The organism is Winogradskyella marina (genome assembly GCF_015645385.1).
GTDB classification, from domain to species: Bacteria; Bacteroidota; Bacteroidia; order Flavobacteriales; family Flavobacteriaceae; genus Winogradskyella; species Winogradskyella marina.
The window spans coordinates 21,871-45,362 of record NZ_JADOET010000016.1 but is presented as its reverse complement, the minus strand read 5'-3'; the positions used below and the strand labels follow the sequence as shown (position 1 = coordinate 45,362).

The window sequence follows — 23,492 nt, the reverse complement described above, 5'->3', positions numbered from 1 at the left end:
CCAAAAGTTGAAAAACCAAATGTAATAAAATTATTTTCATTAAAACATTTAGAGTCAAACTATGAAAATCAGATGCTTTTCACATCTGATTTTCTGAAATTTACGCTTTTTAAAACAAGAATTAAAAACAATTCCTACGCCTGTTTGTGCTGTCTTTTTTCTCTTTCTTGCGCATCTACAACGGCAATTGCAGTCATATTTACAATTTCGTCTACACTTGCACCTAATTGTAAAATATGAACAGGTTTACGCATTCCCATCATAATTGGTCCTATAGATTCAGAATTATTAAGCTCTTTTAATAATTTATAGGTAATATTAGCGGCATCCAAATTTGGAAAAATAAGCGAATTTACCTTTCGACCTGCTAATTTTGAAAACGGAAAAATGTCTTGAAGCATCTTTGCATTAAGCGCAAAATCTGTCTGTAATTCACCATCAACTATCATCTCTGGATAAGCCTTATGCAAATAAGCCACAGCTTCTCTTACTTTTTCTGCTCTTGGATTTTCTGAAGACCCAAAATTAGAATACGAAATCATTGCCGTTACAGACTCAATACCAAACATTTTGGCAACACGCGATGTCATTCTTGCAATTTTAGCCATGTCTTTAGCAGAAGGATCTATATTTATAGACGTGTCACTTAAAAACATAGGTCCTCTTTGTGTCATCATAACATTGGTCGTTGCAACTCTTGTCACTCCATCTGCCATCCCAATTAACTCTAACATTGGTCTTACCACTGAAGGGTAATTACGCGAATAGCCTGTAACAAGTGCATCTGCATCACCTTCATTAACCATCATGGCTGCGAAATAATTACGCTCTCTCATTTTCTTTTCAGCAGAATACAAGGTTACACCTTGACGTTTTCGTTTTTTCCAATACGCTCTTGCATAGTTATTTTTACGTTCGGTCTCTTCATCTGATTTTGGATCTATAATCGGAACATCTGCATCGAATTCAATTTCTGTCATCAATTCTACAATAGTTTCCTTTCTCCCTAAAAGAATAGGTTGTGCAATACCTTCATCATATGCAATTTGAGCAGCCTTTAATACATCTAATTGATCTGCTTCTGCAAAAACCACACGTTTTGCGTTTGTTTTAGCTCTACCTAACAACATACGAACTAACTTATTATCAGAACCTAAACGCTCTAATAATGAGTTTTTATAACGACCCCAATCTTCAATTGGCTCTTTAGCCACACCAGATTCCATGGCTGCTTTGGCTACTGCAGGAGGCACTTCAGAAATAAGTCGTGGATCAAAAGGTTTTGGAATGATATAGTCTCTTCCGAAAATCAATTTCGTTTCCGCATAAGCAATATTAACTTGTTCTGGAACCGATTCTTTTGCTAAATCAGATAAGGCTTTAACGGCTGCCATTTTCATAGCCTCGTTAATTTTTGTCGCTCTCACATCTAACGCTCCTCTAAAAATAAATGGAAAACCAAGCACATTATTTACTTGGTTAGGATGATCACTACGACCTGTTGCCATAATGATATCGTCTCTTGTATCAACAGCAAGTTGGTATTGAATTTCCGGATTAGGATTTGCCATTGCAAATACAATAGGATTCGCTGCCATTGATTTTAGCATGTCTGGTGTCACAATATCAGGTTGAGACAAGCCAATAAACACATCGGCATTTTTCATGGCTTCATCTAAGGTATCAATTCTTCGATGCGTTGCAAATTCTGCTTTTTGAGATGTTAAATTATCTCTATCATCTCTAATAACACCTTTACTATCTAACATCACAATGTTTTCGCGCTTAGCGCCAAAAGCTTGGTATAATCTTGTACAAGAAATTGCAGCTGCTCCTGCTCCACTCACTACAATGTTAACCTCTTCGATATTCTTTTCAGCAATTTCTAAAGCATTTAAAAGTGCTGCTGCCGAAATGATTGCGGTTCCATGTTGATCGTCGTGCATTACAGGAATGTCTAACTCTTCCTTTAAGCGACGTTCTATTTCAAAAGCTTCTGGTGCTTTTATATCTTCTAAATTAATGCCTCCAAAAGTTGGTGCTATATTTTTTACGGTTGCAATAAAAGCTTCAACATCTTCGGTATCCACTTCAATATCAAACACATCAATGTCTGCAAATATTTTAAACAGCAAACCTTTACCTTCCATTACTGGTTTAGAGGCTTCTGGTCCAATATTTCCTAATCCTAAAACTGCAGTTCCGTTAGAGATTACGGCAACTAGATTTCCTTTTGCCGTATATTTATAAACGTTTTCTACATCTTTAGCTATTTCTAAACAAGGCTCTGCTACACCAGGAGAATACGCTAATGAAAGATCTCGTTGTGACGCATACTTTTTAGTCGGTACAACTTTAATTTTACCAGGAGTTGGTTTGGCATGATATACTAGGGCTTCTAAACGTTTACTTTGTTTGCTCATAATCTTTAAAAGAATTAAGCTACAAAGATAAGAAAAGGAATGCACGAAATAGATGTCATATTTATTTAAATACATGAGATCTCTACATATCACAATGATAAAAACCGATAAGAATTGAAAAACCAAGAGGGTATTAGTGTAACTATCCCTTTAAAAACTTAATACTCCCCTTTAAACCATCAAACTTAGTGCGCTTCACTTCAGAATTCTGAAGCACTTTTTTAAAGGTATCTTCCGTGATTTCTTCCCAATCTTTGGCAAATTATTTCTAATAGAAATAACATTCATAAACTGGAGATTAGAAATACATTAAATCACTTTAGCCTCTATTAAATAGAATCTACTAGTGTTAAACCTACTTTTTATATCTTTAATTTCGACTATTTTTCTAATGTAAAAATAAATGTTGCTCCATGACCAAGTTCAGATACTACCTTAATTTGCCCATCGGATTTTTCAACTATCTTTTTCACCGTAGCTAAACCAATCCCATTACCTACAAGACCGAATCTATCTTGTTTAGCTACTTTTTCAAAAATATTAAAGATTTTACTGTGATTTTTAGAAGCAATTCCTGGTCCATTATCTTTCACAAAAAACTCATAATGTGTTTGGGTCTCAGATACACCTAACTCAATCTCAACTTTAGGCTTATCACTATATTTTATAGCATTAGATACCAAATTCATTAAAATATGATGGACTGCTGTTTTGTTGGTTTCTATTTGAGTTAAAGATGAATTTAAAACCAGTTTAAGGTTATGATCGTAATTAAACAGATCTTCAATTTCTGACTTTAGTTTTTCTAAATTAATGGACGTTTTCTTTTGCTTTAAAATGGTGTCACTTCTACTATAATCTAAAAGTCCATTGATTAATTCTTTAAGGTTGTCTGAAGATTTAATTATCATTTCTAACAATTCAATACCATCACTGTCGATCTGTAATTTATAGTCTTCTAAGAATAATTCTGCTAAACTAGCAATATTTATAAGTGGAGATTTAAGATCGTGCGCAGCGATATACGCAAATCGTTCTAATTCCTGATTTTTTTCTTCTAAATCCTTTAATGCGATATCTAATAACGACTTGCTTTTGCGAAGTTCTAATAAATTCATTACCTGATTTGAAAGTACCGACAATGATTTTAGTTGACTCTGACTGAGTAAATTTGGCTTATCGTCTAAAACACATAAGGTCCCTAAGGGCAATCCATTTTCACTAGTAAGCGGAACGCCAGCATAAAACACAATTTTAGGATCGCCAGTAACTAAAGGATTGTTTTTAAAACGATCATCTGTTCTCGCATCTTGAATAATAAATATATTATGTTCATCATTTATAGCATGCGCACAAAACGCATATTCTTTAGGTGTCTCGCTTTCGTCTGTCCCATGATGTGACTTAAACCATTGTCGTTTATCATCTATAAAACTAATGAGTGAAATAGGAGTGTTACAGATTTCTGCTGCAATGGCTGTAATATTATCGTAATCAATTTCTTGAAAGGTATCTAATATGTCATAGGATTCTAAATTCTTTAAGCGTTGTACTTCATTTATGTGTGGCTTTGGGGCGATCATAATAAATATTTATAATGCCCAAAGTTAAACATTACTCTTAAGCACATGTCATACAATTTTCATAAATTATTATTTAAAACCTTGTTAAATCACAAATTCACTATTTTAACTTATTGAAATACTAATTCTTAAACTAACATCATCAATGATTTTTTTAAAAGTATGCGTATCAGAAGGACGTGGTGCATTATCTAAAACAATTTCATTATTTTAATTGAAAATGACCTATCGTGGTATAAATTCAACTTTTAGTACTTAACCTAAAGAGGTATTTTTTCCGCCTAATATTAAATATTGATTTCTGACATTAAGAAACTTGCTTAACTCACTTCTCGATTTTTTCCAACTTTCTATATCTTTATCTATGGAGAGGTAGATCCACTCTACATTGTTTTCAATAGCTAATTCATCCTTAAAATCCGTTTCTTTTTTTATTTCATCAATGCAAGGCCTGCACCAACTGGCCCAAAAATTTCTAATCCTTCAAAAAATTAATATTCCGCTTTAAACCGTCAAACTTAGTCCGTTTTACAGCTGATTTTTGAAACACTTTTTTAAAGGTATCTTCCGTAATTTCTTCCCAGTCTTTTTTGGTCATTTCCAATAATTCAGGATGTGGATTAAACAACGGTTCATTATGTGATTTCGAAAACCGATTCCAAGGGCACACATCTTGGCAGATGTCGCAACCAAACATCCAATCGTCAAATTGGCCTTTGAAGTCGTTTGGAATATTGTCTTTCAGTTCAATGGTAAAATATGAAATACATTTGCTACCATCTACCACATAAGGTTCGGTAATGGCTTCTGTTGGGCAGGCATCTATACATTTTGTACAGGTACCACAATGATCAGTAACTGGTGTGTCATATTCTAGTTCTAAATCGATAATTAATTCGGCAATAAAATAGAATGAACCGACTTGTTGGGTTAATAAATTAGAGTGTTTTCCTATCCATCCCAAACCCGATTTTGCTGCCCAAGCTTTATCCAACACTGGCGCCGAATCTACAAAGGCACGTCCACCAACCTCTCCTATTTCATCTTGAATAAAATATAATAAAGATTTCAGCTTATGTTTAATCACATGATGATAATCGTTTCCGTAGGCGTATTTGGAAAGCTTATAAGAATCTTCATTCTGTATTTCAGAAGGATAATAATTCAACAATAAAGACACCACAGATTTTGAACCTTCGACTAATAAGGTTGGATCTAAACGCTTATCGAAATGGTTTTCCATATAGCGCATTTCCCCATTCATATTATTGTTCAACCATGTTTCTAGTCTTGGTGCTTCTGTTTCTAGGAATTCTGCTTTGCTAATACCACATGATAAAAATCCGAGGCGTTTGGCTTCGGATTTAATAATTTCAGTGTATTTAGCTTTATGATTTAACACTACTATCGTTTTTCAAACTTTAAAAAAGCGTTTTTTGGCTTTAGGGTAATTAATGGTGTGATATCAATGGTATCAAACGTTGGAATTATTTTAAAGGCAGAAACTAATTCTGAAACCGCAATAATCATTTCGAACATAGCGAAATTATTTCCGATACATTTTCGTGGACCGGCTCCAAAAGGAAAATAGTGTGAAGAAAATTTACGGCCTCCTTCACTAAACCGTTCAGGTAAAAACGCATCGGGTTGATCCCATAATTTAGGATGACGATGCATTTCATAAACCGAGAATAAAAGATTACATCCAGCTTCTATTTGCAAACCATTAAAAGTATCTGCCTCCTTATTTACACGATCTATAAAATAAACTGGTGGATATAAACGCATGCCCTCTTCAATGACTTGCTGACAGACTTTTGACTTGGTGACCAAATCCATTAAATCATCGCTATCCTCTAGAATTTTGCTCCGTTCTTTTATAATCTTTTCTTGCCATTTGGGATGTAAGGCTAACAGTTGCGTAATAAAAGTGAGCGCATTAGATGTCGTTTCATGACCTGCTGTGAATAGAATTAAGATCTCATCAATGAGTTGCTCTTCTTCCATTGGGTTACCATCGTCGTATCTAGCGTCTAAGAGCATGTCTAATAAATCGTTTTCCTTAACTTCGGACGCTCTTCGTTCATTAACAATACGCTTTAAAATTTGTCGTGCCTCACCAGTTAAATCAATATGCTTTTGAATTTCTCCACTAACATTAAACCACCAACCTAAATAAGGTTGACGTAATTCTTTAACCAACATTTTTTGAGCAGCTTCTGTGATATATTGAAGCCTGTTAATATCATCTTGGTTGGCCGCACTACTAAATAAGGATTTTACAACGGCTTGAAACGCTAAATCATTTAAGATTGGAAATATATCTATAACCTTATTCGTTGTAATCTTACTATATTCAGAAAGTATAGCATTTTTGATACTGTCTAAAAGATTTGCTAATTGTTTTTTATGAAAGGCAGGTTGAATAAGTTTGCGTTGTTTCTTCCAATGCTCGCCTTCTGCTGTTAACAATCCGGTACCAACATATTTTACTAAATCCTCTGTCTGGATTTTAGATTTGGTATAATTTTTCTGATTCTTCTGAAGTACATATTCTGCGAATGCCGCATCTCTAACAAAGACAACACTATTTTTAAATCCGATTTTCAATCTGAAAACATCTCCTTGCTCTTCAAAATTTTGATGATGAAACGGCAATGGATTCTTTAAAATTTCTAAAGAATGTTTAAAGAATCGACTTAAAGGAACTGTAGGTATGTTGCTTTCTAATTTCAATGTATAATTAGTGATATTTAAATTAAGTATAAAACGGGTTACACATAAGAACTATCCACTTTAAAATAGACCTCCTTGTGTTGGGCCTTTCACCTTCCCTAAATGTTTGTAAGCTTGTTCTGTGACTTCTCGACCACGAGGTGTCCGCATAATAAACCCTTGTTGAATGAGAAACGGTTCATAGACTTCTTCAATAGTCTCTGGACTTTCACTAACAGCTGTAGCAATAGTGGTAATCCCAACCGGACCACCTTTAAATTTATCGATTATAGTGGTTAGAATCTTGTTGTCCATTTCATCTAATCCGTAAGCATCAACATTCAGTGCTTTTAAAGCAAATTTGGCTATGGCAATATCAATTTTGCCATTGCCTTTTATTTGCGCAAAATCTCTAACACGTCTTAATAAAGCATTCGCAATACGTGGAGTTCCTCTACTTCTTCCTGCAATTTCAATAGCAGCTTCCATAGTGATTGGCATGTTTAGGATGGAAGCACTACGTTGAACGATGGTGGTTAGTAAGTCTGTTTTATAATATTGAAGTCTACTTTGAATTCCAAATCGTGCACGCATAGGTGCTGTTAATAAGCCTGAACGCGTTGTGGCTCCAATTAATGTAAATGGATTTAAATTAAGCTGAACCGTTCTGGCATTTGGGCCAGATTCAATCATAATATCAATCTTATAGTCTTCCATCGCAGAATACAAATACTCTTCTACAATTGGACTTAACCTATGGATTTCATCAATAAAAAGCACATCTCGGTCATCGAGATTGGTTAGTAGCCCTGCTAAGTCACCTGGCTTGTCTAAAACAGGTCCGGAAGTGACTTTTATACCAACATCTAACTCGTTGGCTAATATGTGTGCTAAAGTTGTTTTACCGAGTCCTGGAGGACCATGAAATAAGGTGTGGTCTAATGCTTCTTCTCTAAGATTTGCAGCTTGCACGAAAACTAACAAGTTTTCCAACACCTGATCCTGACCTGTAAAGTCTTCAAACGTTAAAGGTCTTAATTTCTTTTCAACGTCGAGTTCTTCAGGACTAAAATTATCGCTGTTTGGATTTAGGTTTTCGTTCATGCTACTTCCTGCGAAGGCAGGAATCTTATTGAGTTATACTGAGCTTAAAAATATATAATCTTCCCATCGCTTTAAACAACGTAGAAGAAAACAAATATAACGAAAAAGCCTTTCTGAAAACAGAAAGGCTTTGATATTGTGATTCTCTTTAATGAGATCCCTTTTTTCAAAGAAATTTTAGTGTTGTAATTCCTCTTCACCTTCCTTTAATGGTATATTTTGAGGAACGAAGTCTTCTTCATGTCCTGGCTTACTGTAATCGTAAGACCAACGGTATACATGAGGTATTGCTCCTGGCCAGTTACCATGTATATGTTTTACAGGTGTTGTCCACTCTAAAGTTGTAGATTTCCAAGGATTTTGAACTGCTTTTTTACCATAGAATATACTGGCAAAAAAGTTATATAAATAAATGATCTGTGCTAAACCACCAATTATAGCAAATATGGTAATGATCACATTGGTATTTGCTAAATCATCGAATAATGGGAAGCTAGAGTTGGTATAGTAACGTCTTGGTAAACCTGCCATTCCAATAAAGTGCATTGGGAAGAATACTCCGTAAGCACAGATTGCGGTAATCCAGAAATGTATATAGCCTAAATTTTTGTTTAACATACGACCAAACATTTTTGGATACCAATGATAAATACCAGCAAACATTCCATATAAAGCCGAGATACCCATTACTAAGTGGAAGTGAGCAATAACAAAGTACGTATCGTGTACGTTGATATCTAATGCACTATCACCTAAAATAATTCCTGTTAATCCACCAGTTATAAATGTTGAAACGAATCCTATACTAAATAACATGGCCGGATTCATTTGGAGATTTCCTTTCCAAATTGTGGTTATCCAGTTAAAGGCTTTCACAGCTGAAGGAATAGCAATCAATAAGGTTGTAAATGTAAATACAGATCCTAAGAATGGATTCATACCAGATACGAACATATGGTGACCCCAAACAATTGTTGATAGGAATGCAATAGCTAAAATTGAAGCAATCATCGCACGATAACCAAATATAGGTTTACGTGAATTTGATGCCATAATTTCAGATACTAATCCCATTGCTGGAAGAATAACGATATATACTTCTGGGTGACCTAAGAACCAAAATAAGTGTTCAAATAATACAGGCGAACCACCTTGGTAATGTAACACTTCACCTTGTATGAATATGTCTGATAAGAAGAATGATGTCCCAAAACTTCTATCCATTATTAACAATAATGCAGCAGAAAGTAAAACTGGGAACGAAACCACACCAATAACAGCTGTTACAAAGAAAGCCCAAATCGTTAAAGGTAATCTCGTCATAGACATCCCTTTTGTACGAAGGTTAATAACTGTAACAATATAATTTAATGATCCTAACAATGACGAGGCAATAAAGATAGCCATAGATACAAGCCATAAGGTCATACCTAATCCTGAACCTCCAGAAGCCATCGGTAATGCCGATAACGGTGGATAAATTGTCCATCCTGCAGCAGCTGGACCAGCTTCTACAAACAATGAACCTATCATTATAACACAAGATATAAAGAATAACCAATACGATACCATATTAAGAAATCCTGATGCCATATCTCGCGCCCCAATTTGCAATGGTATCAATAAGTTACTAAACGTACCACTTAAACCAGCTGTTAATACAAAGAATACCATTATGGTTCCGTGTATGGTTACTAATGCTAAATATACATCGGCATCCATAACTCCTTCTGGAGCCCATTTTCCTAATAATGCTTCAAATAATACGTTTGGCTCTTCTGGCCACGCAATTTGTATACGAAACATAATAGACATTAAAACACCTATAACACCCATTAACGTACCTGTAATTAAGTACTGCTTAGCAATCATTTTATGATCTTGGCTAAAGATATACTTCGTTACAAATGTTTCTTTGTGATGATGTACGTCGTGGTCTTCGTCGTGCACGTGTGTATCTACTGTTGCTGACATAATCTCTTTATCTTTTTCTTAAAACCTTTGTTAATTTAATGAATTTGGGAATGTTTTTTGTTCTTTCATCCATGCATCAAATTCTTCTTGAGTTTCTACAATAATCTTCATTTGCATATTGTAGTGCGATTTTCCACAAATTTTATTACATAATAAAAGGTAATCAAATTCGTACAATAATTCTTGACCAGATTCTTCAATCTCAACGACTCTTTCTTTTCGAAGGTCATTAATATTTTTTACTTTCTCAATAATGTCTGGATTCTGACGCATCTCTTCAGTAGTTACAGTAGGAGTAAATGCAAATTGCGTTACCATTCCTGGCACACAATTCATTTGTGCTCTAAAATGCGGCATATAAGCTGAGTGTAATACGTCTTGAGAACGCATTTTAAAAACGACTTGTTGCCCCACTGGTAAGTGCAATTCTGAAACAATAACATCATCTTGCGCATTAGGGTCATCTTCATCGATTCCTAATACATTAGCACGATTAATATCAATTAATCTTACGTTTGCTTTTCCTAAAACATTGTCATTACCACTATATCTAGCCGTCCATTTGAATTGTTGTGCATATAATTCGATAACCATAGGATCTTCATCTTCGTCGACATTCATAATATCATTCCAAGTGAATAAACCATATATTATTAAACCAGCCAAAACAATAACAGGAATAACAGTCCAAATAAATTCTAAAGTATTGTTATCAGCATAGAACAAGGCTTTTTTACCTTTCTCACCTCTATACTTATAAGCAAAATAGTGTAATAAAAATTGGGTGATAGTTTGAACAATAAAGATCACTACCATAGAGATAATCATAAGATTATCAATCCCCTGTCCATGCTCTGATGCAGCATTAGACATTAAAGGAAGATCACCAATAAACCAAAAGCAAAGGATAGTCATTACATAGATGAAAACTAAGAATCCCATCATTAGGTAAGCATTTATCTTGTTGTCCTGATCATCCGCAATTTGCGTATTAGTCGTTCCAACCTGAGCTAGGTCAAATATTTTCACCATTTGCCATAAGGCAACAGCTACAAAAAGTACAATTATAATCGTTAATAAAGCAGTCATTATCGTTTCTGTTCTTATTTAAAATTAATAATGGAAATGTTCACTTTCCTTAACAAAAGGGTTTCCTTTTGCTAATAATGGATACTTGCCAAGTGCCGTAAATACGATAAGCAAAAATAATCCACCAAAGAATAAAATTGATCCTATCTCTGGAATTCCAATAAACCATCTGTCACCAACGGTTGCCGGCATAATCATATTAAATATATCTAAATAATGACCACCAAGAATTACAATACCTGTCATTATTACAAACCAATTTACACGTTTGAAATCACTATTCATTAATAATAATAGTGGGAAAATAAAATTCAATGCAACCATACCGAAAAATGGTAAATTATAGTCTTCAATACGTGTTATAAAATACGTTACTTCTTCAGGTATATTAGAATACCATATTAACATAAATTGAGAGAACCATAGGTACGTCCAGAAAATACTAAAACCAAACATAAATTTACCTAAATCGTGGATGTGACTATCGTTAACATATTCTAATAAGCCTTTAGATTTAAGATAAATCGATATCATAGCAATAACAGTAACACCACATACAAGCATACCAGATAATACGTACCATCCAAATAAAGTACTAAACCAGTGTGGATCTACACTCATTATCCAATCCCAAGACATTACTGATTCTGTATAAATAAAGAATACTAAGAAACCAGCAGAAATTCTGAAATTCTTTTTAAAGTTACTATTATCATTGATATCTGCGTTGTCTTGTGCTAATGAGTATTTTCTTGAAAAATACTGATACGCTGACCAACCTGCTAAGAAAATTATAGCTCTGATAAAGAAACCTGTTTTATTTAACCAACCCGATTTATTAGCTACTAAAGCATCATAATTATGACTTCCTTCCGTAGTCATTCCATCCGTTAACCATATAAACACATGACTATCTGCAAAAAATGCTACCACTAATAGAAGTATTCCACCAGGTAAAACATACGATGTAATACCTTCCATCACTCTAAATAATACTGGAGACCAACCTGCTTGCGATGCATGCTGTATGGCATAAAATGCTAATACTCCTAAGGCTATCATAAAGAAAAAGAAACCTGCGACATACAATGCTGCCCAAGGTCTATTATGAACTTGGTGTAATACGTGCTCAACATGTTCTTTATGTTCATCAGCATGATCACCTTCTACATTTGAAGCACCATGAGCTTCCTCAACAGAAGCAACTTCAGAAACTTCACCGTGATGACTTTCTTCGCTTAGCATTGTTTCGACATCCTCAAAAGACTTGTGAGAATCAATGAATCCATAACCAACACCTAATGCTCCTAAAACCATTAAAATGATCGCTCCTATTCTTAATCGATTTGAAATTTTATATTCCATTATATAATCTTTATCTAAATCTTATTTTTCTAAATCAGCCTTAAGTTTCTCAACATAAGCAACTACTTGCCAACGCTCTTCTTCATTTAATTGGTTAGCGTAAGAACCCATTGTATTTTTACCATAATATAACGTATGATAAATACTACCTGTTGTAATCGCTCTACCTACATCATCATAGCTAGGTACACCTAAAATCTTTTCGCGCTGTACCAATTTTCCTTGACCATCTCCTTTATTTCCATGACAAATACCACAATAAATGGCAAACAGTTGTCCTCCTCTTTCATAATCAACCGCACTAGAATCTAGAGGACTTTCTAAATTTTCTTTAGCGAACTGAAACCCTTCTGTCGTATTTTCTATTTCAAAAGGCATAAAATCTCCTCTTGGTATTGTTCCTTCAGCTGGTAACTGACCTTGTTTACCATTTGCAAAAGCATCAGATTCTTGATATGTTTCATAACCAACCGGTTCATACATGTTTGGCATGTATTGATAGTTTGGCCTAGAATTCTCTTGGCAAGATACAAGACCTACCAATAATCCTAACACTACGATATATTTTGCGACTATCTTCATATTAATGTGCATCTTCATCTTTATCAATAATATTTATCTCAACAGCACCTGTATCTTTCAACAGATTAGTTAATGATTCTTCGTTATTATTAACCGAGATTTCCATTAAGAAATGGTCATCCGTAGTTCTTGGATCTGGATTTTCAGCGTCTTTAAATGGCCACATTCTACTTCTTAAGTAAAACGTAATAACCATTAAATGCGCTGCGAAAAATACCGTTAGCTCAAACATTATTGGCACAAAGGCTGGCATGTTTTCTATATAACTAAAGCTTGGTTTACCACCAATATCTTGCGGCCAATCTTCTATCATTATAAAATTCATCATAACTGTAGCTACAGCTAATCCAACACATCCATATAAAAACGCTGTTATTGCCAAACGTGTAGGTGCTAGTCCCATTGCCTTGTCTAGTCCATGAACTGGAAAAGGCGTATAAATCTCTTCAATGTGATGTCTTTCTGCTTTCACCTTTTTAACGGCTGACATTAATACATCATCATCTGTATAAATAGCATGAATTACTTTCGAAGCTTCCATAGACTATATTAGTTGTTTAATAATTCTTTAGCTTGTCCTGACCAATCATCACGTTCTGCTCTTCCTGGGAAAGAACCTGTAATTTCGTCTAACAAGTCATATTCTCTTTTTGTCATTTTACTTACTTGTGCATAAGTAAATATACCAATGTTATTAAGGACTTCTTCCATTTTTGGCCCAATTCCGCTAATAACTTTTAAATCATCTGCCGTTTGTACAGAAGGATCAAATCTTCCAATTCCTTCTAGTAAGTTACCGACTTTTTCAACATTATCTTGTGTTGGTTTTGAAGCCGTAGTAGTTTCTGGAATTTTATAATTTGATGTTCTATTATCTGCACCAGTTCCTACTAAACTATCTCCACGCTCTCTAATATTCTTATAGCTTTCACCTGAAGACTTTAAAATTGTTTTCACTTCAGCTTGTGCAATTACTGGGAATGTACGTGAGTACAATAAGAATAACACAAAGAAGAATCCAATGGTTCCGATAAAAATTCCAATATCAACAAATGTTGGAGAGAACATTGTCCAAGAAGATGGTAAGTAATCTCTATGTAATGACGTTACAATAATTACAAAACGCTCAAACCACATTCCGATGTTTACAATAATTGAAATAAAGAATGAGAACATTATACTTGTTCGTAATTTCTTAAACCACATAAATTGTGGAGAGAATACGTTAAAGGTCATCATGCACCAGTAAGCCCACCAGTAAGGTCCAGTTGCTCTATTCAAAAAGGCAAACTGTTCGTATTCTACACCAGAATACCATGCAATGAATAACTCAGTAATATAAGCTACACCAACGATAGAACCTGTAATCATAATTACAATGTTCATTAATTCGATGTGTTGTACTGTAATATAATCTTCAAGGTTACACACTTTTCTCATAATAATAAGAAGTGTATTTACCATAGCGAATCCTGAGAATACAGCACCTGCTACGAAGTAAGGTGGGAAAATCGTTGTATGCCAACCTGGAATTACCGAAGTAGCAAAATCAAAAGATACAATGGTATGTACAGAAAGTACTAAAGGTGTTGCCAAGCCAGCAAGTACTAAAGATACTTCTTCAAAACGTTGCCAATCTTTTGCACGACCCGACCAACCGAAACTTAATAAAGCATAAATTTTCTTTTGAAAAGGACGTATAGCTCTATCTCTTAACATCGCAAAATCTGGTAATAAACCTGTCCACCAGAATACCAATGACACAGATAAATAGGTAGAGATTGCAAATACATCCCAAAGTAATGGTGAGTTAAAATTTACCCATAACGAACCAAATTGATTTGGAATTGGTAATACCCAATACGCTAACCATGGACGACCCATGTGAATAATAGGGAACAATCCTGCCTGGAATACTGCAAATATTGTCATGGCTTCTGCAGAACGGTTAATAGCCATTCTCCATTTTTGACGGAATAATAATAGTACTGCAGAAATTAATGTTCCTGCGTGACCAATACCAACCCACCAAACGAAGTTAGTAATATCCCAAGCCCAGTTTACGGTCTTGTTTAAACCCCAAACACCAATACCAGTAGATACGGTATAAATAATACAACCTATTCCCCAAAGGAATGCGACCAAAGAAATACTGAAAACAATCCACCATGCTTTGTTGGCTTTGCCTTCTACTGGTCTTGCTACATCTAATGTAACATCGTGATACGATTTCTCGCCAGTTACTAAAGGTCTTCTAATAGGTGCTTCGTAATGAGACGCCATAATTATATACTTGTTTCTTTAATTATTCTATTATTATGAAATTGAAACCAAATTGACTTAAAATTCCAACTTCAGACTTTCAACTTTCTATGAGTTTCTAACCTTTGTTTGATAAATTACATTAGGTTTTGTACCTACGTATTCTAACATATGATACATACGGTCATCTTCTTTTAATGCTGATATCTTACTGTCTTTATCATTAACATCACCAAATATCATTGCACCATTTCCACAAGCTGCTGAACATGCTGTTTCAAATTCACCATCTTTAATTGCTCTACCATCGCGTTTAGCATCTAGAATTGTTTTTTGTGTTTTTTGAATACACATAGAACATTTTTCCATTACACCACGAGATCTCACTACAACATCTGGATTTAATACCATACGGCCTAAATCGTCATTCATGTAATAATCAAATTCATCATTCTTGTTGTATAAGAACCAATTGAAACGACGAACTTTGTACGGACAGTTGTTTGCACAATAACGTGTACCTACACAACGGTTATAAGCCATTTGGTTTTGACCTTGACGTCCATGTACTGTTGCAGCAACTGGACAAACTGTTTCACAAGGTGCGTGATTACAATGCTGACACATTACAGGTTGAAAAACAACTTGAGGATTATCTGCAGGATCTTCTAACTCACCAAATTCACTTAAAGAACTACCTAAACCAGAAATATTATTTTTCTTATCTAAGTCATCTTTAAAGGTATCTTCAGATGAATAATAACGATCAATACGCAACCAGTGCATATCTCTACTACGTCTCATTTCAGATTTACCAACGACTGGTACATTGTTTTCGGCATGACATGCAATTACACATGCTCCACAACCTGTACAAGCGTTTAAGTCGATAGATAAGTTAAAATGATGACCTATAGAACGATCAAACTCATCCCATAAATCTACATCTGGAGATGATACAGGAGTTGAAATATGATTAAGTGAAACTTCTGGAACGGCATTCCAGTGTTTCTTATCTTTTGTATTAAATACCTCTAGGGTTGTTTCTTTGATGATATCACCACGCCCCATTAAAGTATTATGCAATTGTACACAAGCAAATTCGTGCTCTCCAGCAACTTTACTAATCGTTACTTCCTGTACGGCATTGAAATCTTGATAAAGTGGGTATGCATTCACACCCGTTTTCATTTCCTCTTTAAGGGCTTTAGACGTTCTTCCGTAACCAAATGCTAAACCAACAGAACCTTTAGCTTGTCCTGGTTGAATTAAAACTGGTACCTTAGGAACTGTAACACCATTTACGGTAACATCTACATAACTTCCATTAAGACCACCATTAGCAACATTCTCATTAATTAAATCGTATGCTTTAGCGTCTGCTTGCGATAATGTAATATAGTTATCCCAAGTTGCTCTTGTTATAGGATCAGGAAATTCTTGTAACCATGGATTGTTAGCTTGTTGTCCATCTCCCATACCTGTTTTAGTATAGAGTGACAATTCTAACTTACCTTCTTTTGCAGAAGCTGCTAAAGCTCTTGCTGCTGTACCGCCAGTTAAGACAGCTGACGTATCTAAGCTATTACCATTGTTTACAGTAGTTGTAGTTGTCGTCGTTTTATAGACGTCTTTATCTTCGTCCTTAATACCAACACCGACAGCTACATCATGTATTACTCCACCTAAAAAGGTTCTATCCTTTTTGTCTTGTAATTCTGATGACGTCGTTGTTGTAGTTGATGATCCATTTGCACCAAATCCTGATGAACCGGTTACAAAAACACCATCTTGAACTGCTTTATTAAATGAAGAACCATTTAAAATACCCGCCGTCCAAACAGATTTAATATAATCTCTATACGTCCCAGACGTTTCTGTCCAAGCCATTAATACGTCTTGAAATTGCTTGGTATCAAACAACGGACGAATTGTAGGCTGCATCATTGAATAATGACCAGTTTTGAATTCGAAATCTCCCCAAGACTCTAAATTGTGTGGAGTGGCAGCAATATATTCACAGTTTGTTGATGTTTCATCTTGCTTCATTGAAAACGCAACTGACAACTCTGTTTTTGCTAATCCTTCTTTAAAGTCTGAAGCGTTTGGTAACGTATACATTGGGTTAACACCATTCATAATGATGGCACCAATTTTACCAGCTTTCATATCAGCTACTAATTGTGTAACTGCTTTATTACTCCCTTGTCTAATTTTAATCGTTGTTTTAGGATCAAAAGCTTTACTTCTTAAGTGCTCATTGATCTCTAAAACTGTCGTTTGTGCATTCACATCCTGTATACCAGAAACCACAACACCATTACTACCAGCTTTACTTAATTCTTTTGCTGCATCTTTTACCGCTTTATCTAAAGCTTCTGGCAAAGATCCTGGCAATGCTACACCTGTTACATAACTATAAAGTTTAGCAAGTGCTAGTTTTTGTTGGCTTGGCGTTAATGACACACGCTTATCTGCATTTGCACCAGATAAAGACATATTAGATTCAAATTGAATATGTCTCGACATTTTTCCATTCTCTGGAATACGCTTTTTAGCATAAGCAGATTCAAATCCTCCGCCTTGCCAGTCTCCAAGAAAATCAGCACCAACCGACACAATAGTCATTGCTTTAGAGAAATCGTAATTAGCCATTCCTCTTGTGCCATACTTTGCTTGGTAGGCATCTAAAGTTGCAGACTCTGAAACTGCATCATAAGACACGTGACTTACGTTGCCATATTTTGCTTTAAACTCTGCAATTAATTTATTAGTTGATGGACTCGGCATAGATTGCGTTAACAATACAATTGGCTTACCGTTTAGACCATTTAATTTTGACGTTGTCTCAGACATAAAAGTTTCCCAAGAGATTTTTGAATCTCCTTTCATAGGTGACTTTACTCTTAGGTTATCGTACAATCCTAAAACTGAAGCATTAACTCTAGCATTGGCAACACCATTTGATGCAGCATCTAAGTTGTTTTCAATTTTAATTGGTCGACCTTCTCTTGTCTTAACTAAAACACTTGTAAAATCAAAACCATCTGCAATTGTCGTTGCATAATAGTTAGCAACACCTGGAACAATCTCAGTTGGCTGTACTATATAAGGAATGGATTTAATCACAGGTCCTTCACAGGCAGCCAAAGAAGCTGCTGCTGTACTAAAACCAACGTATTTTAAGAAATCACGACGCGATGTAGATGAAGACTCTAAAGACTCTTTATCTCCCAAAAAATCGTCTGTAGGAATCTCTTCCACAAATTCATTTTGTTGAAGCGCCTCAACAATAGAGCTATTTTCGTTTAGCTCTTCAACACTTTTCCAGTATTTCTTGTTTGATGACATAGTGTTTATTTATAATTTTCGATTTTAGAATTTAATATTAAAGTCTTAAAACTTCAATCAATTCAATCTAAATATTTAATTCCTTTAAATTTAATTCTCTTCTTTTGTGCTTCTTGACACAATCACGCTAACGCGTTTTTAATAGTGACACTTACCACATTCTAAACCACCCATTTGTGCGACTGTCAATTCCTCAACACCATACTTTTTAGAAAGTTCTTCGTGAATTTTAGTGTAATATTCGTTATCCTTAACTTTTACGTTAGTTTCTCTGTGACAGTTAATACACCATCCCATAGTTAATGGCTCATGCTGATACATAATTTCCATTTCTTCAACAGGACCATGACACGTTTGACACTCAATACCACCTACTTCTACGTGCTGTGAGTGATTAAAGTAAGCAAAGTCTGGTAAGTTATGAATACGAATCCATTTTACAGGTTTTGCTTCACCAGTATAACCTGTACCATCCCAACCAACAGCATCGTATAATTTTTGAATTTCTTTATTGTAATCTACTCCGTATTCATTCATACCTTCTGCATGAGTATCAGCAGACACTTCTGAAATTGACTTATGACAATTCATACATACATTCAACGAAGGAATACCAGAGGTTTTACTCACTCTAGCAGAAGAGTGACAAAACTTACAATCGATGCCATTATCTCCAGCATGAATTCTATGTGAGTAGTGAATTGGCTGTACTGGTTCGTAACCTTGATCTACACCCACTTGCATAAAGAAGCCATACACAAAGTAACCAGCTGCTAGTAAAAATACGATTGCAGTAACTAATACCAAAAATTGGTTTTGAGCAAAAGCTTTCCATAACGGTGTGCTTTTTTCACGCTCTGCCACAACAGCGATATCTTTAGCCTCAGCAAAACGATTTAATGTACGATTTACTAAGACAAGTGCAACAGCTAACAATCCGAATAGTAAAGCAAGTGCTCCAAGAATTATATCGTTAGATATTCCGCCTGCTTGAACAGGATCTCCTTCAGCACTACCCTCCACAACAACAGGCTCTGGTTTTGGCTCAGCCGTATACGCTAAAATATCAGAAATATCTTGATCACTTAATTGTGGGAACGGTGTCATTGGAACGTTGTTCCATTCTGCAAACACTTTGTTAGCATACGAATCACCAGAACTAATTACACCTGCACTATTTCTAATCCATGCTTGAAGCCAATCTCGACCTAAACCTTGCTCATCCATTAAACGGGCTTCAACACCACGTAAAGCCGGACCCGTAAGTGGCTTATCTAATCTATGACAAGCTGCACAATTAGTGTTATACAGTGATTTCCCTTTTACTGGGTCACCTTCTTGAGCCGCAAGAGCTGTTGAAAAAGAAAGCAATAGAACAAGACAAAGATTAAACATCTTCGAGGTTAAACTACAGTAAATCACCTGTTTCATATTATAAGTTGGATTATCTTCTAAACTTTGGTACGATTTTTTCATTAAAAATAGTAAAAAAAGACGTTATAAAAACTCTGGCAAAAGTAACATTTAAAGTCGATTTTGAAAATCTTAGAGAAGTGTTAATAGATAATTTATACTTATTCTAAATAACATTTTTAGAATTTTTTATGCGAATATTCGTTACTTATATATCGAGCGCTTGAAGCGCAATTGATTACAATTAAAATGTCAATAAAAAATAATTGTACATGTTAATTTGAATGCTTTACCTTTGCCATAATAATTTGAACTTATGAAAATAAAAAATAAAAATTTAGCACTATTAGCTTTAGGTTTAGGCCTAACATTTTCGTTACACGCACAACAAGGGGTTGTTAATATCAGTCAAGATAGTGATATAGATAAGCTACTTGAATTTAAAAAAGATGTAAAAACCTCAAAGGTTTATAAAATTCAAGTGTACCAAAGTAACGACATTGATAAGGCGCAGCGCGAGAAAACAAACTTCTTAAACACCTATAACGAATGGCCTACAGAAATTATCTGGAACACTCCAAACTACAAGGTATGGGTAGGGAATTTCGCTACTAGACTTGAAGCGGATCGCGCGTTAGTTAAAATTAAAGAAAACTATATGTATGCTAACATACTTCAACCAAAAACGGATTAAAAACGCATTTCATTTTATCCCATAAAAAAAACCGACAATTGATTGTCGGTTTTTTTATTTCTATCAGTTTTTAAAGTTGTTATTTCAACTTTTTCTTTACTTCTACTTCTTGGAATGCTTCTATAACATCACCTACAGCGATGTCGTTATAGCCTTTAATTTGCATACCACAATCATATCCTTTAGATACTTCCTTAACATCATCTTTAAAGCGTTTTAGAGCTTCTAACGATCCTGTGTGAACTACAACACCATCTCTAATAATTCGGATACCAGAATTTCTAAAGATCTTACCATTCATTACCATACAACCAGCAATGTTACCAACTTTAGAGACTTTAAATATTTCTCTAATTTCTGCAGTACCTGTAACTTCCTCTTTAACTTCTGGAGATAACATACCTTCCATAGCGTCTTTAAGATCGTTTATCGCTGCATAGATAATTGAGTATGTTCTGATATCGATTTCCTCTTTATCTGCAATCATTCTTGCATTTCCTACAGGACGCACATTAAAGCCGACGATAATCGCATCAGACGCTGTTGCTAACAACACATCACTTTCTGTAATGGCACCAACTCCTTTATGTATAATATTAACTTGAATTTCTTCAGTAGACAACTTCTGGAATGAATCTGTTAAAGCTTCCACAGAACCATCAACATCACCTTTAAGAATAATATTTAATTCTTGGAAATCACCAAGTGCAATACGTCTTCCTATTTCATCAAGTGTGATATGACGTTGTGTTCTTACAGATTGCTCTCTTTGTAACTGCGTACGTTTTGTAGCAATTTGTTTCGCTTCTCTTTCATCTTCAAAGACATTGAACTTATCACCAGCCTGTGGCGCACCATCTAAACCTAGAATTGATACTGGAGTTGCTGGACCAGCTTCTTCAACATCGTTACCACGTTCATCTTGCATGGCTTTAACTTTACCACTATTCTTACCTGCTAAAACATAATCACCAACGCGCAATGTACCTGCTTGTACTAAGATTGTAGACACATATCCTCTACCTTTATCTAAGTAAGCTTCTACTACAGTACCACTAGCAATCTTATTAGGATTCGCTTTAAGCTCTAACAATTCTGCTTCTAGCAATACTTTTTCTAATAATTCTTTGACACCAGTTCCCATTTTAGCAGAAATATCGTGAGATTGAATTTTACCTCCCCAATCCTCTACTAAGAGATTCATTTGTGCTAATTGTTCTTTCACTTTTTCAGGATTAGCACCTGGCTTATCTATTTTGTTAATTGCAAATACAATTGGTACTCCTGCTGCTTGCGCATGAGAAATAGCTTCTTTTGTTTGAGGCATTATAGCATCATCTGCTGCAACAACAATAATAGCGATATCAGTTACCTGAGCTCCACGTGCACGCATTGCCGTAAAGGCTTCGTGACCTGGTGTATCTAAGAAGGCTATTTTTTGCCCGTTTTCTAATTGTACTCCATAAGCACCAATGTGCTGTGTAATACCACCAGACTCACCTGCAATTACATTTTCTTTACGTATATAATCTAAAAGCGATGTTTTACCATGATCTACGTGACCCATAACGGTAACGATAGGAGCTCTTTCTATTAAATCTTTTGGGTCATCTTCAACAACCTTTATTGATTCTTCGATATCTGCTTTGATAAATTCTACATCGAAACCAAATTCTTCTGCAACAATGGTTAAGGTTTCTGCATCTAATCTTTGGTTCATGGTTACCATCATACCTAAAGACATACATGCTGAAATAACTTGTGTTACTCCAACTTCCATCATTGTAGCCATTTCACTTACAGTTACAAACTCAGTAACCTTTAATGTTTTACTTTCTGCTGCTGCAATTTCTTGATCGATTTCCGTTTGTTGACGGTGTTGATCTCTTTTATCTCTACGGTATTTTGCTCCTTTACCTTTATTTGATTTTCCTTGAAGCTTTTCTAAAGTTTCGCGGATTTGCTTTTGTACATCTTCTTCACTAGGTTCTTCTTTAACCACTTTAGGTCTAGAATTTCCTCGACCTTTTTGACCACCTCTTTTATTATCAAACCTTGATTTATTTGAGGTATCATTTCCAGTTTTACTAATTCTACGTCGTTTACGTTTATTAGAATCACCTGTACTTTTTGCCTTATCGTCTTTCTTCTTTTTAGGCTTGTTAAATTGTGATAAATCAATTTTTTTACCTGTAATATTTGGTCCAGAAAGCTTTTTATACTGCGTCTTTAACGTTTCTTCTGCAGGCCCTGTAGATGTTTTTTCTTCTTCTTTTTTAGGGGCTTCTTTTTTAGAATCAACTTTAGGTTCTGACTTTTCTACATCTTTAGCCTTAACCTCCTTTTCAACTGTTTTAGCCTCTACTGGTTTTTCAACTTTCTCAGCTTTTTCAACCTTTTCAACCTTTTCAACCTTTTCAGTCTTTCCTACCTTCTTAGGCTCCTCTTTAGGTTTTTCAGTTGATTTCTCAGGCTTTTCGGCTTTAGGCGTTGCCTTAGTTGCTTTAGGAGTTTCCTTAGTTTCAGGAATTTCAGAATCTTCCTTTTCTTCAGCTTTAGCTTTCTTATCTAAGTCAATTTTACCAACTTGTTTTGGGCCACTTAACTCAGCTTTAGCTTTAACCACTGATTCTCGTTCAGCTTTTTGCTTTTGCTTTTCTTCAATTTCGCGTTCTCTCTGTTCGCGAAGCTCTTCTTTTTCTTTAAGTTTTGCTTCACTTACTTCTTGAGCTTTTTCACGTTTTGATGCATCTGTCTGAAATTCATCAGAAAGCGTGTTATAAACCTCTGCCGAAATTTTAGTATTAGGACTTTTCTCAATTTCGATGCCTTTGGATTCTAAAAAATCCACAGCACGATCTATTGAGATGTTTAATTCCCTTAATACTTTGTTTAATCTTGTTGTTTGAGCCATAAACTGCTTTAAAATACTTAAAT

Annotated in this window: 16 protein-coding genes; 1 reads left to right on the top strand and 15 read right to left on the bottom strand. The window is 35.0% G+C overall.

The genetic code is table 11. The features are described 5' to 3' along the window. Window positions 1-134 precede the first annotated feature (134 nt). The 14 genes from ITJ86_RS14850 to ITJ86_RS14785 form a co-directional block, all read right to left on the bottom strand. Window positions 135-2,423, bottom strand: a complete 2,289-nt coding sequence (locus ITJ86_RS14850) for an NADP-dependent malic enzyme (protein WP_195872442.1) — start codon at window positions 2,421-2,423, stop codon at window positions 135-137. A 380-nt stretch (window positions 2,424-2,803) separates the two neighbouring features. Further along, window positions 2,804-4,006 (bottom strand): sensor histidine kinase, encoded by a 1,203-nt coding sequence (locus ITJ86_RS14845; RefSeq protein ID WP_195872441.1) that lies wholly within the window; start codon window positions 4,004-4,006, stop codon window positions 2,804-2,806. 255 nt (window positions 4,007-4,261) lie between these two features. Continuing rightward, the gene (locus tag ITJ86_RS17635; protein WP_195872467.1) at window positions 4,262-4,486 is read right to left on the bottom strand and encodes a TlpA family protein disulfide reductase; all 225 of its coding nucleotides are present in this window, start codon (window positions 4,484-4,486) and stop codon (window positions 4,262-4,264) included. Continuing rightward, window positions 4,482-5,408, bottom strand: a complete 927-nt coding sequence (queG, locus tag ITJ86_RS14835; protein WP_195872440.1) for a tRNA epoxyqueuosine(34) reductase QueG — start codon at window positions 5,406-5,408, stop codon at window positions 4,482-4,484. The genes ITJ86_RS17635 and queG overlap by 5 nt, the downstream gene beginning before the upstream one ends. 2 nt (window positions 5,409-5,410) lie before the next feature. After that, the gene (locus tag ITJ86_RS14830; protein WP_195872439.1) at window positions 5,411-6,742 is read right to left on the bottom strand and encodes a cytochrome P450; all 1,332 of its coding nucleotides are present in this window, start codon (window positions 6,740-6,742) and stop codon (window positions 5,411-5,413) included. A gap of 60 nt (window positions 6,743-6,802) precedes the next feature. Next, window positions 6,803-7,825, bottom strand: a complete 1,023-nt coding sequence (gene ruvB / locus ITJ86_RS14825) for a Holliday junction branch migration DNA helicase RuvB (RefSeq protein ID WP_195872438.1) — start codon at window positions 7,823-7,825, stop codon at window positions 6,803-6,805. Between the two features lie 177 nt (window positions 7,826-8,002). Beyond that, on the bottom strand, window positions 8,003-9,799 hold the full coding sequence (locus tag ITJ86_RS14820; protein ID WP_195872437.1) for a cytochrome c oxidase subunit I: 1,797 nt from the start codon (window positions 9,797-9,799) through the stop codon (window positions 8,003-8,005). A gap of 30 nt (window positions 9,800-9,829) precedes the next feature. Continuing rightward, window positions 9,830-10,888 (bottom strand): cytochrome c oxidase subunit II, encoded by a 1,059-nt coding sequence (locus tag ITJ86_RS14815; protein WP_195872436.1) that lies wholly within the window; start codon window positions 10,886-10,888, stop codon window positions 9,830-9,832. A 24-nt stretch (window positions 10,889-10,912) separates the two neighbouring features. Beyond that, window positions 10,913-12,253: a quinol:cytochrome C oxidoreductase gene (locus tag ITJ86_RS14810; RefSeq protein ID WP_195872435.1), complete on the bottom strand. Its 1,341-nt coding sequence runs from the start codon at window positions 12,251-12,253 to the stop codon at window positions 10,913-10,915. A 21-nt stretch (window positions 12,254-12,274) separates the two neighbouring features. Further along, window positions 12,275-12,835 (bottom strand): c-type cytochrome, encoded by a 561-nt coding sequence (locus ITJ86_RS14805; RefSeq protein ID WP_195872434.1) that lies wholly within the window; start codon window positions 12,833-12,835, stop codon window positions 12,275-12,277. A 1-nt stretch (window position 12,836) separates the two neighbouring features. After that, window positions 12,837-13,376, bottom strand: coding sequence for a DUF3341 domain-containing protein (locus ITJ86_RS14800; RefSeq protein WP_195872433.1), 540 nt, complete (start codon window positions 13,374-13,376; stop codon window positions 12,837-12,839). An 8-nt stretch (window positions 13,377-13,384) separates the two neighbouring features. Continuing rightward, window positions 13,385-15,118: an NrfD/PsrC family molybdoenzyme membrane anchor subunit gene (gene nrfD, locus ITJ86_RS14795; RefSeq protein ID WP_195872432.1), complete on the bottom strand. Its 1,734-nt coding sequence runs from the start codon at window positions 15,116-15,118 to the stop codon at window positions 13,385-13,387. Between the two features lie 87 nt (window positions 15,119-15,205). Further along, on the bottom strand, window positions 15,206-18,448 hold the full coding sequence (locus ITJ86_RS14790; RefSeq protein ID WP_195872431.1) for a TAT-variant-translocated molybdopterin oxidoreductase: 3,243 nt from the start codon (window positions 18,446-18,448) through the stop codon (window positions 15,206-15,208). A gap of 138 nt (window positions 18,449-18,586) precedes the next feature. After that, window positions 18,587-19,879, bottom strand: a complete 1,293-nt coding sequence (locus ITJ86_RS14785; RefSeq protein ID WP_195872466.1) for a cytochrome c3 family protein — start codon at window positions 19,877-19,879, stop codon at window positions 18,587-18,589. Window positions 19,880-20,177: 298 nt separating this feature from the next. On the opposite strand from ITJ86_RS14785, the gene ITJ86_RS14780 reads away from it, so the two are divergent. Further along, window positions 20,178-20,555 carry an SPOR domain-containing protein gene (locus ITJ86_RS14780; protein WP_195872430.1) on the top strand — a complete coding sequence of 126 codons (378 nt, stop codon included), beginning with the start codon at window positions 20,178-20,180 and terminating at the stop codon, window positions 20,553-20,555. Window positions 20,556-20,634: 79 nt separating this feature from the next. On the opposite strand, the gene infB is transcribed toward ITJ86_RS14780, so the two are convergent. Next, window positions 20,635-23,469: a translation initiation factor IF-2 gene (gene infB / locus ITJ86_RS14775; protein WP_195872429.1), complete on the bottom strand. Its 2,835-nt coding sequence runs from the start codon at window positions 23,467-23,469 to the stop codon at window positions 20,635-20,637. Between the last annotated feature and the right edge of the window lie 23 nt (window positions 23,470-23,492).

What these genes read in the sequence shown, in the direction of transcription:
- ITJ86_RS14850 (WP_195872442.1), bottom strand. Translation starts at nt 2,423, where the DNA reads ATGAGCAAACAAAGTAAACGTTTAGAAGCCCTAGTATATCATGCCAAA.
- ITJ86_RS14845 (WP_195872441.1), bottom strand. Translation starts at nt 4,006, where the DNA reads ATGATCGCCCCAAAGCCACACATAAATGAAGTACAACGCTTAAAGAAT.
- ruvB (WP_195872438.1), bottom strand. Translation starts at nt 7,825, where the DNA reads ATGAACGAAAACCTAAATCCAAACAGCGATAATTTTAGTCCTGAAGAA.
- ITJ86_RS14820 (WP_195872437.1), bottom strand. Translation starts at nt 9,799, where the DNA reads ATGTCAGCAACAGTAGATACACACGTGCACGACGAAGACCACGACGTA.
- ITJ86_RS14815 (WP_195872436.1), bottom strand. Translation starts at nt 10,888, where the DNA reads ATGACTGCTTTATTAACGATTATAATTGTACTTTTTGTAGCTGTTGCC.
- ITJ86_RS14810 (WP_195872435.1), bottom strand. Translation starts at nt 12,253, where the DNA reads ATGGAATATAAAATTTCAAATCGATTAAGAATAGGAGCGATCATTTTA.
- ITJ86_RS14805 (WP_195872434.1), bottom strand. Translation starts at nt 12,835, where the DNA reads ATGAAGATAGTCGCAAAATATATCGTAGTGTTAGGATTATTGGTAGGT.
- ITJ86_RS14800 (WP_195872433.1), bottom strand. Translation starts at nt 13,376, where the DNA reads ATGGAAGCTTCGAAAGTAATTCATGCTATTTATACAGATGATGATGTA.
- nrfD (WP_195872432.1), bottom strand. Translation starts at nt 15,118, where the DNA reads ATGGCGTCTCATTACGAAGCACCTATTAGAAGACCTTTAGTAACTGGC.
- ITJ86_RS14790 (WP_195872431.1), bottom strand. Translation starts at nt 18,448, where the DNA reads ATGTCATCAAACAAGAAATACTGGAAAAGTGTTGAAGAGCTAAACGAA.
- ITJ86_RS14785 (WP_195872466.1), bottom strand. Translation starts at nt 19,879, where the DNA reads ATGAAACAGGTGATTTACTGTAGTTTAACCTCGAAGATGTTTAATCTT.
- ITJ86_RS14780 (WP_195872430.1), top strand. Translation starts at nt 20,178, where the DNA reads ATGAAAATAAAAAATAAAAATTTAGCACTATTAGCTTTAGGTTTAGGC.
- infB (WP_195872429.1), bottom strand. Translation starts at nt 23,469, where the DNA reads ATGGCTCAAACAACAAGATTAAACAAAGTATTAAGGGAATTAAACATC.